The organism is Nocardia sputi, assembly GCF_023501985.1.
This window is the reverse complement of the sequence record NZ_JAMFLC010000008.1, coordinates 67769-87746: the sequence shown is the minus strand read 5'-3', so window position 1 is coordinate 87746 and position 19978 is coordinate 67769. Positions and strand designations below refer to the sequence as shown.

Genomic DNA, 19978 nt, shown 5'->3' with positions numbered 1-19978 from the left:
GCTCGGTCCCGAAACGAACGAAACGACCCCAGTCCACGGGCGAGATGCGGCGAGGATCACTCCCGACCGGGATCTGGTTCAGCAGATACGGGGACGTCGCGACTCCGTTGCCGAGGAATTGTCGATCAATCCAGCAGAGCTTCAACCGGGCTCCCTGCGCATCGTCGAGCTGCGGGAAGAACTCAACGAGTTGCGGACCAAGCTGGCACCGCTGGCCGGCGTGCCGCGGTCGGAGCTGACCGACGAGCAGCGCGCCGACCGTCGGCGCGCGGCCCAACTCCACGACCTGATCGAGGCGACCACCACATATCACGAACTCGACACGCGAACAGCCGGGACGAATGCCGTCGAACCCGGCCAAGTGCGCGCACCAGTGGGACGGACGATCGTCGAGGATCTCGGGCTGCCCGCCGAGGTTGCCACAGCCGAGATCATCGGCGAGGACCCCACCGCTGCGCTACTGCCACAGGAACAGGTGCTGATCGAGGCGATCCAGTCGGATCCGGAGGGGGTGCGCGAACGCGAGATCGTGTACGGACGCACGTGCGCCCACCGGGCATTGGCGCGCCTGGGCGTGCCGGTCGAACCGGTGCTGCGCGCGGGGGGGAACGTGCCCGGCGGAATGCCTCTGTGGCAGCCCGGCATCGTGGGAAGTATCAGCCACACACTGGGCTTCACCCTCACCCAGAAAACCGGGTACTACGTGGCCGCGGTATCTCGACACCATCGATCGATCGGCATCGATGCCGCGCACAACGAGCCGATCTCCGATGTGCTGCGAAATCGCATCGCGCTGCCCGAGGAACAAGCTTGGCTGGGCCGCATCGGGACGCACCGCGGCGTTCACTGGGACCGAGTGCTGTTCTCCGCCAAGGAAAGCGTCTACAAGGCGTGGTACCCGCTCACCCACCGCGCACTGGACTTCGAAGACGCGCTGATCACGTTCGATCTCGATGAGGGCACCTTCATCGCACGGCTGCTCGTCGAGGACCGATCCACCCTCGACGGCCCGCCACTGACCGAATTCCACGGTCGATTCCTGGTCGACGGCGGCGTAATCCTCACCGGAATCGCTGTTCGGCAACCACTGCCGGATGCCGCGCCGCCTGCGCGGAAGCGCACCGAGCCACACGCGGACAGCGAGCCCGCAGCCGGTGAAACGACACGATCGGCGCAGGAAAGCAGCTCGGCCGCACCCGAGGTGGCTCTTTCAACCGATACGACCACCGAGACAACCGCGCAGCGTGGGACCACACATCCGACAGGAGGAATCACAGTCGCCGAGCCGCACGCCGACATGGCGTTCCATCACCCCGGACACAACCCCCTCGCCCCCGAACGCCACCGCGCCGCCGGCCTGAACCGGGCCGAATACATGCTGAACCAGCACCTGGGACATATCGACAACGACGAGATCCCCGGTGACCGCGTGCCGTGGGACGACCCGAAACGGCGGCACCGAGCGGAGCAGGCGACCGACCACGTAGACCCGGACAAGACACGTCGGCGCGCCCTGCGACCAGCCGACGCCGGCGCATCACCTCCCGACAACCAGGCACAAGATTCCCGCGCCCCGTCCGGTGAACAGTCCTCGGGTGGCCGCCCAGCCCTCCAGGCCGAGCCGGGGATGCCCGCTGGCGGCATCGACGGCGTGCTGCGGCAATTGAAGCAGGCCGTCACCGCGGCATACACGGATCTCGAAGGTGTTGAGGAGTCCGACCCTGTCGTCGAAGCGCTTTTCCAAGCGTCCAATGAGGACTTCGCAGCTCATTTCCATAGACTTCGGCCGGTCCAGCAAGCAGCCGTGGTCCTTCGATATCAGCAAGGCCGCTCGGAAACCGAGACAGCACACGTGCTGAACGCGGTTGCGGAGCCGACGAAGCCGCTCGGGGATGTCGCGACACGAACCTTGGTGTCCGGTGCGATACGGCGACTGGCCAGATCGATCGCCGCCGAGCGTGGCGTTCCGGACACAGACGACAAGCTGACCCCGAACGAGACCCAACTCTTCGAGCTGTTGGCTCAGGGGTTGACGGCCACAGAAATTGCGGAAACGGTCGGATGTTCTCCGAGAACCGCAATGGAGGTGATCGATGGGATTGTCACGAAATTCAGGGCAGAAAACAAAGCAGCGGCTATAGCGGAGGCCACACGCAGAGGGTCTCTGAACATTCTCGATTTTCCCTTTACACAGAAGGATCCCATCGCACTATCGACCGACGACAGGACCGTCCTGATCCTGACGGCGAAAGGATTCACCGGCGCGGCGATCGCGAAGACGATGACGGCGTCGACGAGCCGAACTGTCTCCCCCGGGAACGTGAAGGGAATCATGGACCGAGTCGGCCGGGCTTTCGGAATTCGCGATCGAGCCGGAATTGTTTCGGTCGCGTTCCGGGAAGGAATCCTCGACGTCGATGGCTCCGAGTGGTCGCGGTGGGGTGATCCGAGCGGCGTCGAAACAACTTTATCCGAGCGCGAAGCAGCGGTCCTCGAATTACTGGCCAGAGGTATGACGAATGCGTCTGTTGCCGAGCATCTAGGGTTATCGCCCGGAGCCGTCGGAGCCTACCGACAGAAGGTGCACAGGAAGCTCGGAGCCTCGACTCGGGAAGCATTGATGGAAGCCGCCCGGCGTCGCGGCATGGACATCGCCGACCCGGAAGAGCCGAGCCCGCCCGAATTGTCCGAGCGTGAAGTCGATGTGCTCAGGCGGATTGCGATGGGCGCGGGATACGGCGAGATCGCAACGGAACTCGGAATAGCCAAGGGCACTGTACTGACCTATGTGCGGAGAATCCGCGGAAAGCTCGGCGTAGGTCCGGAGTCCGACCTGGTAGAGGCGGCACGGAACAACAGCATCGACTTGGATGTCGACCTTGCGACCTCCACTGCGGAGGCTGATCCCGCTTCCACCCGAGAAGAACCGGTAAGCCATACCTCACAACGACCGCATCCATCGCACGATGACGCCGGTCGAGTTGCGCCCAACGAACACAATTCGGGCCAGGTCGCTAACTCACGACTCGGCTCATCGAAGTCCAGCCCTCCAACATCCAGTGAGGAAAAGCGGTTCGTCCGGTGGGTGCGGCGGCGACTGGCGGACAAGTCCGGACAACCACGACAGAGCATGGCTCAGTACATGGAGATGCACCACCTGCTGCCGTCACAGGTGAACAGGTGGCTGGCACGCGCGGGGCTCGACCAGACAGCACTCGCCTCGGCGCCGAGTGGACAGTTCCCCCGCCCGGACAGCGATGATTCCACAACGTGGACGCACCGAGTGCGCGGATATCTCGGCGTGCCGCACCACGAGATGGACGAACTGATCGACGCCGCGTGGACCTGGAAAGCAGCAGAAGAGGGAAGCCGGCAGCTCAAGATCACTCATGTCCGAGCCCTCCTGCGCCGAGTACCCGGCGCGCGCGAGACCTACATGCAAGTGGCACAAATGTATCCCGCTTTGCTGACAGCAGATGGTGAACCGGCTTACCCGGAAGGCTATGCGCATATCGGCGAATACTTGGCGTTCTGCCGTAGATACCATAGTGAACGTATCAAGGATTTCTTCGAGTCCGCCCGCGATTTCCTTGGATTCGAGACATACACCAAGGCGGAAGTCGCACAATCGGCCGGAATTTCATCTTCTTACTACGATGATATCGAGAAGGGCCGAGACCGTCCGTCTGGAAATATCGCAAAAAAGCTGCTCGCCACAATACCTCCGCCTTACGGAGTCATCGAAGACGAAATTGCCGAATGCTATGCCCATCTGGCGAGGACGACTCTCAGATACCCGAACCCATCCGTCGCCGGATCATTCGGAGAGTACAGCCTCCACTTCCGCGCGGTCAATCACTTGTCCCAGGCGGAGACCGCGTCGATATTTGCGATCCGAGCCTACGCGCTGAGCGACTATGAGAACCAAATAGGAAGGAGTCGAGAGCTTCAGATATTGAAGGTCTACGATCACGTTTTACACCGTGCGGGACCTTGGAACGAGCTTGCCGAAGCGTGGGGATACGAATACCGGATGGATCCAGCAGGCGAAACAGACCCGGATCCGGCGGCCTACGATTCTGTGAACGATTGGCTCAAAGCACAGCGGCTGTACCGTCGAATGACTACAGCCGAATTCGATGCACAAGTTGGAGTAGCTAAGCTCGCATATTACCTGCGTGCAGATGGACACAGACCGCTCCTTACCTACTTGCGTAGAATCCGCGACAATCTGGGTATACCTCGAGACAGCATGAGAGCAGCCGTGCTGCGTTATTATCAGCGTCGCGATATTGTCGGCCACACCACCGACGACGACCTGATATGGAAGCACATCGAAGCCCCGGTCGGATCACAGGAGGAAGCGGCAGCTCGCGATCAGCTATTCGAAAAATATGCTTGGATCGCTGAAATCGCCGCCCGACGATGGCGGAATGCCGGGGAGCACGAAGATCTCGTGCAACGCGGCAACGAGATGATTCTCTCTGCTATCCGCAACGCCACTCCCGGTACGAACTTGCGCGCTCTGTCATTGGCGGATGCGCTTTTCTCCATGCGCAGAGCGTACGCCGAGTCCAGAGATCCGGATCATGACAAACAAACTGCCGAGATGCTCCGCGCGGTGTCCGCGTATATAAACCGGCATGTCGATGAGACCGGCCGGGAACCCGACAATTACGAGATTGAGCAGGCCACGAACCTGACCGCAGCCCAAGTTACCGAGGCGAGGACCTTGCTCGCGCGGCGGGTGCGGTCGTTGGACGAACCGATTGGTGATGAATCCGGAACAAGCCGACACGATGTCAGGGCGCATTCGGTTTTCACGAACGAGGACGGGCCCTCTTCTGCAGCCTATGACGTGGAATTCGAGGACACACTGGACAGTGCGTTGTCGGATCTCACCCAGCCCAACCTCACGAAGCAGATAGTGCTCCATCTGATGGAGGACCAGTCGCTCGATGACGTGGCCACTTCACTGGGGATCACAACCGACTACGCTGGACAGTTGCTCGACGAAGCCCGCGACAGGCTGCGCACGGCATTCGGCCGACCCGATGAGAAGAACGTCGTCAAGGGACGCTCGCCACAACCACCGGCCAACCCACACGCCGCCGATGTCCCTCACTCCTCGGAGGGCGCTGTGCACCCCGTCTGCGCGGTAGGTGCCTTCGCCGACGCCCGCGACCTGGGATTCGACGTCCAACAACCAGTCGGCGTGACAGGACCCGTGCCCCCAACAGCAGTAGCCTGGCTGGCCGGAGCCCACCACCAACGGTTCGACGGCGGATTCACCGAAATAGCCCAATTGCTCACCGAGCTGGGAGCCGGCGCCGGAATGCTCGTCAACGCCCGCCCAGTCGGCGAACCGATCGGACACCTCACGCTGTGGCACAACGACGGCGAACACATCTGGATCCACGACCGCCACGCACGACAACCCGAAACCGTCTACGACCCCGACAACCCACCCTTCACACCGGAGACCACACACGCGCTGCAACTGACCCGCCTCACTGGCACCAGCACCCTGGAATCACGACAACACCAACTGCAAGTTGGCAACCCCCACACCGACCCCGACCCCGCACGCGGGCGCGCCCTACGCCCAGCCGACGCCGGCGCGCTACCACCGGACAACGGAGGTGCACCGGCCGAGAGCGAGGCCGCTATGGCGGCCACGGTGTTGCAGCGACGCAACGGAAAACCGGTCGAGGTTGTGCTGGTGCTCAACGTGGCGGGCGGCTCGACCGACAGCGCTGCGGCGGCGCGAGATGAGGCGATGACTCACCTGGAGCGCGCAATTCGGCGGCGTCGCTTCGATCCGGAGAAGGCGGTGGCCGGCGCGATCGACGCGGCGCAGCGGTCGGTGGTCGTTGCGGAATCCGGGCTGGAATGCTCGCTTGCCCTCGCTCTAGTCGAAGAAGACCGGATCACCACCGGCGCGATCGGCGACAGCCAGGTGTTGTTCGTTCCCGCCGAACCCGACTCCCATTCACGCCCACTGACCCCGGTGCGTTCGGCGGTCGCCGAACCGGCCGTCCGCGGGGCCGGGCGACGGCACGGCGACGGCGCTGTCACTGTTCGCAACCACCGGATCCCCGAGCACGGCACGGTGGTTGCCGGTACGGAAGGGCTGGCCGGCACACTGCCGGACGCGATCGGCGCGATCGTCCGGCAGCGTGCTGGTGATCGGGCGGGCGCGGCGCGGGCATCGGTCGACCACGCCCGGGCCAACACAGAATTCGGCAACATCACCATCGCGCTGGCGCGGTATCCGGCTCGCCGCCCGGAATCGGCGTCCCGGAACGTGGCCCCGGAGACGCGATCGACCAATGGCGGCGACTCTGCCTTCGGACCGAAACACGGGCTGCGCGACCAGAATGGCCGACCGGTCGAGGAACTCGACGAACCCGAGCGTGCCGAGCGATTGGCCGGGCAAACCCGGTCCGCTGCGGGGGTCAGCAAGAGGGGCGCTTCCCACGACCGCAACGAGGACGCGATGATGGTCACCGAGTTCACCCGCCGCGGGAAGCGGGTTGTGGTTGCCGCGGTGTTCGACGGGGTGAGCGGAGCGCCGGATGGCCACCGCGCGGCGCAGGAGGCGGCGACCGAGCTCGGGGCGTATCTGGAAGAGCATTGGTCACGGGCGCGGTTCGGGCGCAGACTCACCCGGGAGGCGCTGTTGCAGGAAGCGCTGCATCATGTCCAGTCGAAGATGCAGGCTTTCGGCCGACAGCCGGAGTACGCCGACCACCCGGACAAGCCCCAGTGCACGGTCGCGGTCGTGATCGTGGAATCGGATCGGTTCACCATTGGGTGGGTCGGGGACAGTCGAGTGGGCTGGGCGTCCACGGACGGTCGGCATGCGATGTGGTTGACCGAGGACCACTCGTCCATCCGGATGTTCGCGACGGAGAGGGGAATAACCGAGCGCGTGGCGCTCGAGCGGAACCCGTGGCTGGAGGGTTACCGGCACGCAATCGAATACGCGCTCGGACGGGAGGGCCGCATCCCGGCGGGGCTCAACGAACACGCCGCGCCGGGGGAATACATCACGACCGTTCTGGTGTCGGAGGACATCGACGCGCCCGTGGTCGCCGAGGACGGCACGATAACCGTGCCGCGCGGCGGTGTCGCGGTGACAGTCACTGACGGCGCGGTGAAGACGATGCCGGGCCTCCAGACGCTCGGCGACGCCGTCAGCCGTCACGCCGGTAACCCCGGCGCGATCGCGTCCGAGGTGGTCGACCGGGCGGACGCCGAAGGAGAAGTCGACGACATCACCGTCGTCGTCGTGCGTGACCCACGGACCGCGGCTGACGAGGAACTGGTCCGGACCGCAATAGACCGCGTAGCGACGCAGTGGCCGACCGCCGCACGGGCGGCCGCGGTCGAGACGGCCGACCACCACCCGGTGATGACCGACCTTCCGGTTGCGACGCCTGATTCGCTCCGATCACCCAGTGCGGCGCGAGAAAGTCGCTCAGGTGCCGCCGGGTCGGCGCTGGATATTGCCGAGCGGAAAGCCTGGGACATCGGCACGGTGCCGCCACCGCGTGGGCAGAGGTTCGATCCCGGCCTTGTCCACGCGATGGGCCCACATCCGGAGGGATGGGCGGTCGGTGGACGTGGATCCCGACCCACTTCGAGTGAAAGCGCCGAGACCGCCGGTCCCGGGACACACGAGTCGGCATCTCGCTCGACCGGAAGCGTCGGGCAGGCCGGCGACGACTCGGTTGATCGAATCCTGGCGTCTGAAAACGGTGCCACAAGTCCTGCGCCTGAATCCAACGCGCACACGGCGCCGTCCCATCAACTCCAGGAACTCATCGCGCAGGATGTCGCCAACGGCCACGCCGAGCAGGCCACCCACCGCATTCAGGAAGTGTTCGGCGACCGCGTCGTTCAGCTGGCCGGCAGTGCACTCGGGAGCCGACATGCGCCTGAGATTCTCGAAGAGGTTGCCGGCAATGTGGTCGCCCATCTCGGCCAGATCGGTGATCGGAGTCTCGAGGAATGGGTCGTCCTCGTTGCCCGTAACGTCATTGCTGAGCATCGCCGGATCGCCGAAATGTGGTGGAGTGTCCGGCGTTTTCTGGTGCTCGGCGCGAGTCTCTCGGAGTCCGACCCGTTGATCGCGGCGTGGAACGAGGCGACCACCGCGGACATGCGACGGGAATTGAGTGCCCTCCCCGCATATCACCGAGCCCCGCTGCGCCGGTTCCAGACCGCGCAGCGGACAACGACGGCCACACAGCTGCGTCTGCCCGGTGATCCCGCGAACGAGTCTCCGGTCCTGTGGGACGCGGCTCGCGCGTTGGGTATCGCCATCGCCGCCGGACAGGGCGTGCGCGCGACATTGCCGGTCGAGCCGACGCCTCGTCGAGCCCTGACCGATCGAGAACTCGAGGTGAACCGACTGCAGGCGGCGGGCCGGACAGTCGCTGAGATCGCAGAGAGTTTGCATATCGCCGCCTCGACTGTACGGGTTCTGCAGTCACGAATCCGGACCAAACTGCATCCCCGGCCCGGGGTGGACTCGCCTTCGCTCACGTCCCCGGAATCGCGTGAGGACGAGGCGACCGACACGAGCACTTCAGCCCCGGAGATTCGGATGCTGCCCGGTCGCGGTGGCCTCACCGGCTCGGAGATCACCGTGCTCACGCTGCTTTATCAAGGTCTGTCGCTCAGCGAGATCGCGACCGCACTCGGCATGGAACCACGGATGGTCACCTACCACCGAATAACAGCCGCCACGAGACTGGGTGTGAGCAAGTCGATTCCGACGGTGGTAGAGGCACGCCGTCGCGGACTGCTCAGCAGCGTCGTCACCGCCTCCGCGACACCGGATCTCTTCGGTCTCAACGCCAAGGACATGGAATTGCTCCGCCTGACAGCGGGGGGGTTGACGGATGAGCAGATCGCCGAAAGGCAGCAGATGACGGTACGCCGCATCAGCGAGCGCCGGGTAAGTCTGGGCGAGAAACTCGGAGTCCGCGGGAAGATTCCGAGCTTCATGAAAGCACTGCGCCTCGGACTACTCGACGGTGATGACCACGCGGTGGCGCCCCCGAAGCGGGAAGCGCCGCCACAGCACGTCGAATCGCCCGAGGGGGTAAGGGGGGACGACGCAATCCCAGCGTCCGTCGAAACAGCGACCGACGGGGCTTTGATCCGACACGTACTGCCGGACGACATCCATGCGGTGGAAACGTTCGGCAACGAGCGCAGCTCCGTGTTGAGCGTATGGCTGAATGCCCAGCAGGCACTCCAGGCGCTCGGCTACGGCGACGAGCCGATTCGGACGGGAGACGATGGTTCAGCGCTCTGGCCGGGAGATCTCACCGGTGCCACCGCACGCACGCAGAAGTATGCCGCCGTGGCGCTCGGTCCCGCAGGAACGTACCGAGCGATCAGCCTGGACGCCAAAGACCACGCGACGGCTGAACTCCACCGGGATTCGGTCGTGGTCTCGGCCGAGGACAACGTCATCGACCTGTACCACCGGCTGACCGGGCAGCAGCTCGAGCACAACCAGGTGGAAATCACCCTTCATCCCGATACCGCCGACGCTCCGGCTGGGACGTTCGAAGCGCGGGTGACAACCGACGCGGCGTCCGACCCATCGCTGACCGCACTCTCGGGCCGCTTCCACCTCCAGCACGGCACCTTGGTCACCGCGATCACGCTGCGAAACGACGAAGGCGTCGAGGGCAGCGATCCAGAGGGCACGTCAGGCCCGCACGTGGGCCCAGGTGGGCACGCGTTCAGAAGGCCCGGTCGGGAAAAGACCGATTCCGGTCCCCACGAGACCGCATCGGGTCCCGCTCGATCGCCCGGCGACTCCAGCCCGAACGTGTTACCAGCGCTGGACCTCGTATCGGTGACGAGCTTGCAATTGATCGAACTGCTGGATAGTGGGCAGATCACCAGCGTGCAATTGACCCAGCTGTGTCTGGAACGCATAAAGGCGCTTTCGACATTGAATGCGGTGATCGGCATCAACCCCCGAGCACTCGAGGAGGCTGCCCGCGCAGACGAACTCCGGCGGACCGGCGCCGCGCACGGCCCACTGTTGGGGGTACCGGTCCTGATCAAGGGCAACATCGACATCGCGGGCATGCCGACCACCGCAGGCTCGGTGGCTCTGGCCGACTCCTACCCCGCCGCGGATGCCGCTCTGGTGACGCAATTGCGTGCGGCGGGCGCGGTTATCCTCGGCCACGGCAATCTCACCGAGCTCGGGACCTACCTGAGCAGCACGTTTCCTTACGGGTACAGCTCCTACGGCGGCCAGACCCTCAATCCGATCGACGCCTCGCTAGTACCGGGGGGTTCGAGCTCAGGACCTGCCGTCGGTGTCGCGGCCGGGATTGCACCGCTCGCCGTAGGCACCCAAACATCCGGGTCGATAACGACTCCGTGCAACTGGAACTCGATTGTCGGGCTCAAACCCACTGTTGGTGCTGTGCCTCGCACGGGCGTCGTACCCACGGCCGCTACCCGGGACACCCCAGGGGCGATCAGTCCGGACGTCACCGGAGCCGCGATGTTGTTGACGGCGCTCGTCGGCGTCGATCCACAAGACCCTGCGACCGCGAGCAATCCCTTGGTGGGCCACGATTTCACCGCGGATCTGGATCCGGAAGCCCTCCACGGTGCCCGGATCGGCGTGATGACGGTAGGGATCGAATCGGAGGGTTCCATAAAGCGCCCCTTGTGGGATGCGGCGCTGGATACGCTGAAGGCCCAGGGCGCCACCCTGGTCACCGTCGATCTCGACACCTCACACAGCTTCCAAGACAACGACCCGCCCTGGTCGAGTGTTTTCACCTACGAATTCAAGCGCGACCTGAACGCATACCTTTCGCGGCTGCCCGCAAACGCCCCGATGAAGAACCTGGCCGACATCATCGCCTACAACAACGCCCACGCCGACAAAGCGCTGAAGTACGGCCAAGACCTCGCCCTCGCCGCGCAGGCGATAGACCTCGACCCGGGCAGCATCGACACGGCGAAATACCACGCAGACCTCCAGTTGGACCTCGCCGAAAGCAAAACCCGGATCGACGCGGTGATGGCCGAGCACAAACTCACCGCACTGGTATCCGTCTACGAGTACGGAACGATCATGGGCGACAAGGCCGGATACCCAGCCATCATCGTCCCAGCAGGCCGCACCCCGGCCGACCACGACCATCCAGCGGGCGAGCATGTCAACATAACCTTCCGGGCCGCGGCATGGAGCGAACCCACGCTGATCGGCTACGCCTACGCATTCGAGCAAGCCCACGCGGTGCAACGGCCGCGGCCCCAGTTCGCGGATCAGCTGTACCTCCGGGCGACGGCCGAGAATAAGGGGACGACGGTGGCCACCGAAGGTGTCACCGATTCCGATGACCGGCAACGATCCGCAACGGTTGACGGTGAAGCGGATGCGGGGCGGGTACCCGCGGCGGCCGATGGTACCGACGCCCCGATGCGCAGACCTGCCGCTGCCCGGCGCGTCGGCCTGATCGGCGGCGTCCCCGACCTCGTCGATCCCTTCGACGACCGGGGCAAGCCATGGGACCGTGGCGGCCCGGTCTCCAAGCACAAGCGAATAAATAGGCTGGTGGAACCCCACGCGGACGGCGGTGGATTCGCCCGCGGTGGGACGCGGGACGATCCGACAACGAACGAACCCGCTACCCCACCCGAAACCGCGGAACGTCCCGGATGGCGACCATTGCGCATGCGGGACGAGGTCGAACTGGGGCGCCGGCTGTACCAGCGGCCGGAGACCAGGGAGGTGACTGTCGCAGTGCTGGACCGGCTACGAAAGCTGTTGAGCGCCCTGCATCCCGAGGCCACGCCGGAGGAAATCGACGCCGCTTTCTACGCACCGGAGAACAAGCTGTGGGGCGGCATGGTCGAGCGTTCGGTGTCCTTGGCGGAACTTCGCCGCGACGGCAATCCCCGTGAGTTGATGTCGGCCGTGCTCAACGCGATGATCCGGAACGCGCAGCTGGGCGATGCCGCCGCTGGCACGACGCTGGACGAGGGTCTGGCGAAACTGGTGAATCGGCCGGATTGGGTGGAGAAGGCAGGCGAACTGGGACTGGACGTCGCCGCGCTGCGCGACGTCCGAGCATCGATCCTGCGAAACGATCCGACGGTCACGGCGGCCGAGTTGCGCGACGTGAGACATGCCGTGCTCGACAGCGCCGCGGCACGCGAGGCGTTCGCGGAATACGAGGGCAGGGTCGAGGCGAGCAAGAACCGTACGCCCGACATGATGCTGCGCAGACACCTGACGGTGCAGGACTGGGCGCTGCTCGGCATGCCCCTGTCACAACGCGAACTCGAGGCGATCCCCGACGAACTGCATGCCTTGCGCATCGATCGGCTCGACCTCGACGCGAGTCTTCCCCGTCGCCGAGGCCGGGTCGATGTGGTGAAGCTGGAAACTACCATGCGGGCCGAGGACGACACGGTCAGTCACGTACTCCCGCTCTACCGCTACGACGAGAACGGTCGCCGCGTCCGCGATGACGCCGGGGACGCAGTAGTCGAGGCTGTGCTCGTCTACCGCGACGAAGGAGTGGTGGACGCGGCGACAGCACTGGCGCTGGATCCCGATCGCTATGCCGTTCCACTGACCTGGCGCCCCGGCGTGGCACTTGTCGAATTCGAACCCGGCAGCCCATGGTTCCGCGAAGTCGCTGTCGAGCGAGGCATCCCGCTGGCAGCTGGCATTTCGGGCAGTGCGGCCCGCTTGATGTCGCGCTTCACCTGGCTGGGGCTGCCGGAAGAGTGGGAGGGAGCGTTCCGTGGCGCTGTGGCAGCGTTCATGATCCCGCACCACCACACGTTGTACGAAACCGAGTTGGGCATGCGGATGGTCGGCCAGGGAATGGTGGACGAGTCCGTTTTCCCCACTCGCGACGGCGATCCAGAGGATCTCTTCCGAGCCGCACGCGAGTTGCCGCAAACTTCCACGCCCATGTCACCGGACGACGCCACAGACCAGACGCCCGACGACGAGCGAGGCCACAGACCGGACGACGTTCTCGCTTTGCGAGGTGAGGTACCCGGTTTCAAAGCGGAAGCCGGTTTCGGTCTCGATGTACCCGAGCGAAAGAAATGGGATAACGAGGGCGCCGTCCCGCCGCCGCGCGGGCAGCGGTTCGACTTCGGCATGCTGCACGCGGTCGATCCGAGCGTGGGGCTGGATGGGCATGCGTTCGAGAGGCCCGGTCGGGAACACACCGATTCGGCAGTTCACGAGACAGAATCCGGCGCCGTCGGCAGCACCGGACAGTCAGGTGCATACGCGGCTACAAGCAACGGCATTCGTATTACTCCCGCCGGCCTGATAGTGCCCGCCGACCCCACCCGCAACTTGATCGTGCCCGACGTGCACGTGTTGCCCGCCGATCCATCGCTGGAAGAACTCATGGAGCGGTTGCGTCCGTGGAAGGAGATCTTCTGGTACTTCTGGGAATTCCCGCTGCCTCGCGAGGGTGAGCTGTCCGGCCGGAAGTGGATCGAAAGCGCCGAGCGAAAAGCTTGGATGCGGCGGCGGGCGATCCGACGGACTCCGCTCTACGCGGGGGTCGACGCAGCCGTACGGTTGACACTCGGAGCCGAGAGATTGCTGAACGCGCCCCATGCGACTTCCGGACCGGCGACGCTCCAGCAACGACGCGTCATTCCGGGCAGGGGGGAAATCGATGCCTTGAAGAATCGGACCATGCGGGTTGACGCGCAGGAACGCGAGTCGAATCGCGCCGATGTGAAGGAGATGACGGCTTTCGAAAAATTCTGGCGGGGCGTGTCCGGGGATGAGCTGCCCCAGACCAAGCAGATTCGCCAGGGAGATATGGCCTACGTCGGGGGACGCCTGCTACGCGCGGAGGGGCACAACTTCATGGTGGCGGGGCGTTATGCCGAAGACTACAACCTTATGGTGGCGGACCGCGATCCCGTCCTCACTCCGGAAGAGTACGCATTGTGGCTGATGTTCAGCCACGACGCCCTGTGGACTGTGCACTATCCCGGTTGCCGGGAGCTGGAACCGCAGTCCCCCGAGTTCCTGCTCACGCGCTATCTGACCGTTGCCATATTCGACAAGATCGCCTCCAAGCCGCTCGAGGTGCAGTACTTGAATGAGGTCGTCCGTCCGTACTTGCGCCGTCAGGGTCTAGCAGCCGGCCGGGTCTTGCTCCACGAACTCTCCCATCACGCGAGGAACTCATGCCGATCCACAGTCGAGCAACTCGGCATGTGGGCACTCATAGGCATGGGCCGGAAGGTCGGGGCCGAGGTCGAGGAGCACCTGGAGAACTGTGCGGCCTGCCGGAACTCCGCTGCGGCTCTCCCGGGGGTGGACAGTAGCCTGGGCGGCCGCAAGCTGATCGTTCCGCCCGGCCCCGCCGGTGACGGCTCCAGCGCGCACCGCCTTGCTTCCAAGCACTCCACCGCGCCCGATCCTCGCGATCGCGAGCCGGAAACACCGATCGCGGAACGAGGTGCGGCGGTCGACCCCAGCCCAGAAACCACCCAACGGATCGAAAACCTACAGGCGCGGATGGCCGAAATGAACTGGATCACCGTGCAGCGCCATCGGGAGGGCAAGGCGGTCAGCGCGGATCGGTTGAATCGGGCGTACAACAAGATCGAGGCCGAACTCGCCCGTCTCAGCACTACCGGCACAGTGATCGACGACGTGCCGGTGGTCGCCGGCCCGGACCACCGACTAGCGATGGACTCGGTCTTCCATCCGCAACGCGCCTACCAACGGGCCTACCGTGACGCCATGAACAGGCTGCTCGGCTATCCCCTCGTCCGCGCGACCTTGGCACCAGCCGAAGCCCAAGACCTGCTGGCCGAGATTCGACGGTCGATCGACCGCGTCGCCGAGCTTGCCGCTGACGCAGGCCGCGCGGAAGAAGTAGGGGAGATCGAACTCCTCATAACAATTTTCGAATGGACCGAGCAAGCCGACTCAGGCGGTCGACTGATCCTCCCCGAGAGCGAACAGGCAGAGCAGCGGGGTGCCGCCGCTCCCGAAAGAACGGCGACACAACTGCTCGATTCCGCCGACAGTGACACAGGCGCGGCCACCGAGATCGCTCCGGCGAACTCGATGCGAGCCATTTCCGTTGGACCGGATCACGACTCGATCGAGGCGCGGCGCGAGCGGACCCGTCATGGAGGCCACCGAGCAGCACTGCCGGATGAGACAGTTCGAGCGGTTCCCGAGCCCGATGAAACCGCCGACTTGGGCCGTGTTTCGAAGCTCTACGCCGCCCGGATGCCGGACGGCAGGACTGTTCATTTCCGCCTATTGGGCCATCCATACGGCTACCCGGTCCTACTCTCGCCCGGCACACCGGTCGGAATCGATGGTCCGCTGCCGGATCATCACCAGCTGTACGACCGCGGATTCACGGTAATCGTCGTGGAAAGACCCGGTTACGGCGACTCGGATCCGCTGCCTGGGCGCACCGTGGCCGATTGCGCCCGCGACATCATTCACATCGCGACCGAGCTATTCGCGTTCGAACGCTATTCCGTGCTCGGACGATCCGGCGGTGGATCGGTGGCCATCGCGGTCGGCGCTCTCGACCCCGACCATGTCGACCGCGTCGTCTCCCTCGTGGGTACCGCTCCGCGGCTCGACGAGATGGGTGAGTGGATGACAGGCATGGCCGAGGCGAACCAGCGGATCTATGCCAGGCCCGACACCGAAGCCATGGCCGCGACGCTCACCGAGATGGCCGAGAACATCGCGCGGGACGGGGAGTGGTTGCTCCGCTACAACCAGGATGCCTTCACCACGATGGACCACATGTGGGTGGGCACACACCGCGATGAGCTCGCTCGCGGCTATCAACGCGCGTTGCGCAACTACCTGCAAGCATGGGCCGACGACGCCATTCAGCTGACCGGCCACTGGGGAATCCGGTTCGACCGGTACCACGTCCCGGTAGACATCGTGCACGGCACCTCGGACCAATTCTCACCTGTCGACCACAGCCATAACAACGCCAGGTTGATCCCGACATCGAAGCTGTATCTCTTCCGCGGCGTCTCCCACATGATGGGCATGGACGCGCTGCCCGTCATCGCGAGCCACTTCCGTGCCGAACGAGACGCGTGGGCGAAAAAAGCCTTCCGGCAGGACGAACAGCGGATACAAGCGATCCGGCGCGCCGAATCCGACCCACTGCCATTTCCGAAGTGGATGTACTGGGCACGCGGCCGATGGGACTCGGTACCGGACTACGAGCTGGATCTTCCGCCGCAGCGTGCCCGTGGTCTCGATGGGCTGGGTTTCGATCCGCCATCCCCAGTTCCGAATCCATTCAGCGGAGTGGCGCGCGGAGTGCCCCACGGTGCGGTCGCGCATGCCGCCGACCCGAACCGCCGAGAGGACGGCGCCTTCGCGGTGAGCCCTCACGCCCCGGCACCATCGGTCGCAGCGCAGTCCAGGGATGAGAAATTGCCTGTCGAAGACGCGAACACCACTCCTAAGACCGAAGACCTTCCCGCGCCCCTGGTCGATCAGCGAGACGTGGCATACGACCCGAGGACCGCCCGGCATGCGCAAGCGCTCGGTCCCGGCGCACATGCGCCATTCGATCCGGCTGCGGTGCTGGATCTTCCGCCGCACCGTGCCCGTGGTCTGGATGGGCTGGGTTTCGGTCCGCCATCCGCAGTGGCCGATCCATTCAGCGGCGTGCCGCGCGGTGTGCCCTACGGAGTGGTGGCGCATGCCGCCGACCCGAACCGCCCAGAGGACGGCGCCTTCACTGGAATCGATCACACCCCGGCGCCGGCGGTCACAGCGCAGTCCGGGAATCACCCTGCATCCGAGGACCGCACTGGTGCCCCCGGCGACGACAACCCTGCGCCCGAAGCACAAGCCGGGGAACGCAATACCGAGGCAGGAACACCCGATGTCGCCACCAACCGCGGTGCGACCGAAGACGATGGCGACTTCGACGAACCGATATTGGTGGTTCAGGCCGACGTGCTCCTGAACGAGCATCCTGCCCTGCGGAACCGGCGTTCTGCCCAGGAGTACCGACACCTCGGTGGTGACGATGGCGAAGTGATGCCGCCCGAGGTGGCGCGCGGGTTGCGGGAGTACGGGGTACGGTACGGCGAAAAGCGTTCGGGAACCCAGAAAGACGTCTACCTGATCGGCGACTTCGCGGTGCTGATACCCAAACGATCACGCAAGTCGCTGGACTACGTGCTCTGGCCGAAGGAGTACGAGGTCCTGCAGGCGGTCGCGGAAGCCAAACCGAGCACCGAAGAACTGCTGCTACCTCGGGTGTTGTATGTGGAGTCGGACGCCGACGGCAGCGTCTTGTGGGAAGTGCAACCGCGCAGCTATGGCATGCCCGTGAACTCCCTCAACGACAGACGAATAATCGAGACATTGGGCGCGATGGGCAAGCAGTTCGAACGAGTGCGGCTGCAGCGTGATTCTGAACCACGACGCAAAGGCCACCTGCGGGTTCCCGAGGATTACCCGACAAATTCACTGGAATACTTCTTGATGAGGAAGGAACACCTGGAAGAAGTATATCAACGTCACCGCACTCTCGAGCCGTATCAGACCATGTTCCACAAACTAAGATTCCCTGATTTGCTTACTAACAACATGGAGAGATATGCCGCCGATATTCGGGCTCAGCCCCTTCTCCCCCGCCACGCCGATGTGACCAAGGACAATGTTTTGGAGACGGCCACGGGGTACCAGGTAGTAGACGTCGGCTTGGCGCATCCTGCGCCTGCTGATTACGAGGGCACCGTTCTCAAGCATCGCAATCCCGGCGCAGATCGGGGTGATCCAGTTAAGAGATATGAATTACCCTGGCTGGTTCTACTCGACACTGCACGAGTCCTGCACGATACGATCCGCCTCGTGGACCTGCTGACCACGCCCGATCCCGAACGCAGCAAAATAACCAAGCTGGCCGAGAGTATTGCTTTCGCACTCGGTCGCCCACACGATAATTGGTACGGCTCTACAAAACTGGTGCCAACTTATGCTGATGTAATCAATATCGCCGACCAGCTGCGCACCCAACTACATTCCGGCACGACACCGGACGCACTGCAGGTATCCGATGGATGCCAATCCACCGACACCGACATCGAAGAGCCTCTTTACGTGCTCGAGGAACCTCTTTATGTCGAAGAACCTCTCTATGTGGCAACGGATCCCGAGGAGCCGACTTATGTAGTAACCGCTTTACCAACTGAGCCGGAAGAACATGAGACCGCACAGGTACCCACGGCAGCGAGCGCCTCGAAGTCGACCGAGGCTTTCCATGGAACACCTTTCGCGCGCATCTACGCCGAGCGTTACGACCTGGTTTCACGGCTCGAGCGAGATGGGTGGCCACCGTCACACAGGGGGAACGCCGGATCAGCTCTCGCTACTTTGTTCAGCCAGGTTTTCAGCCGCGCACACCTCGATCCCGCCGCAGTCGACTCCGACACAGTCACCTCAGACATCACCGTCTCCGGAGATCCCGGCGCACGGCGGTTGCGAGTCGCGATCACCGACCGCCGGGCCCCGAGGTCCGAGGCCGCAGGAGCTCTGTTCCCACTGTTCGAGGAGTGGTTTCTGGAGGTCGAGTTGCTGGATCCGCTAACCCACGCGCATGACATCGAACACCACGCCGACGGCGCCAAAACGTTTTGGTTTGTCATCGACGAATCCCAACCGTGTGTCGTTCCTCCCGGTCTCAGGGTTGTGAATGACGACGCGAACATCCCGGAAACGTCGGTGTGGAGCAGCCCGGCAGCGCCTTCTCCAGACAGGGCATGGTCGATCACCGACGGCGCGGGCGACGACCATCCTGGACTGGCGGATAAACGGCCGGCCGGAGAATACACCTACCTCGGGGAGCCTCGCGAGACTCGGGAAGCTCGCGGTGCCATTGTGATGTCCGACGATGTGGCGAGGGCGCTGCGGGAGACGTCGGCACGGCACGGAATACGTCGGCACGGGAACAACAACAACGTCGATCTGTGGCGGGATATCGCTGTCTCCAGCCCCCGCCTTCACGGCCCCGACTACACCCAGATCGACATGGAGATCTGGCCAGGCCAACAACATCTGATCCTCGGAGCGGTCGGCCGGTACATCGACCAGGTGTCCCGGGCACCCAAGATCCCCAGGGTGCTGTATGTGGCCGATTCCCCCGATATCGCCGAACGCTTCACCGTACTCACCCGTTTGAGACTCGGGCGGCGGGTGGACATTCTGCAAACCGCGGGACCCAAGGCCGCGCTGCGAGGACTCGAGCAGGTATTCGAGCATGTGCCGCTGGAGTCGCTTCCGCCGCTGCCACCGGACTGGCCGGCATCGGGGGACTCCGCAGGCTTCCTGTACACCGTTCTCGGCCACACCGAGCGGCACTTCCAGAAAAGCAAGAGGGACCCGTTATTCGCCTGGGTGGCAGACAATTTGGGTTTTCCCGCGTCGCTGTACGACGGTCTGGAGGGACATATCGCATCGGTGCGGCCCCAGCGGTTCCGTCTGTTGCACGGTGATCTGTGGGGAAACTTCTTCGTCGACGGCGAAGGTCCCGAAGTCACCCGAGGCGACGAGGAGAAGTACGCGGTCCTGGATTTTGGTTCCGCAACCTTCGGACCGCCCGATTACGAAGAATCACTCATCGTGCACCGCGGCGCTCCCGCCCCTTATTTTCCGGCTATCCGGGCCGTTCCCCGGCACCTGCGGGGATACACCGCGGTGAACGCCGCGGAGCGTGCCGAACACGACCTCACTCGCCTGATCCAACACCGTCGGTTGACCGGCGGGCCGCCGGACAACCGGGCGGTCGAACTCGCCCACTACGTCAACAGCGCGCTCGGCACCCTACAGTCGGCGGTGTCGCCCGCGTGGCGGCCTGCACCGCTCGGTGTCCCCAGAATCCTTCAGTTGGTGTACGAAGCCTCCGAGTGA

1 protein-coding gene (only partly in view) is annotated in these 19978 nt (G+C 64.3%); it reads left to right on the top strand.

From position 1 onward, the window contains the following. Positions 1 to 19978, top strand: partial view of an alpha/beta fold hydrolase gene (locus M8859_RS13105; protein ID WP_249644284.1) — the final stretch only. Its footprint begins 23276 nt before the window's first position; 19978 of the gene's 43254 nt are visible here — the last part of the coding sequence; the start codon falls outside the window, past its left edge; the stop codon is at positions 19976 to 19978.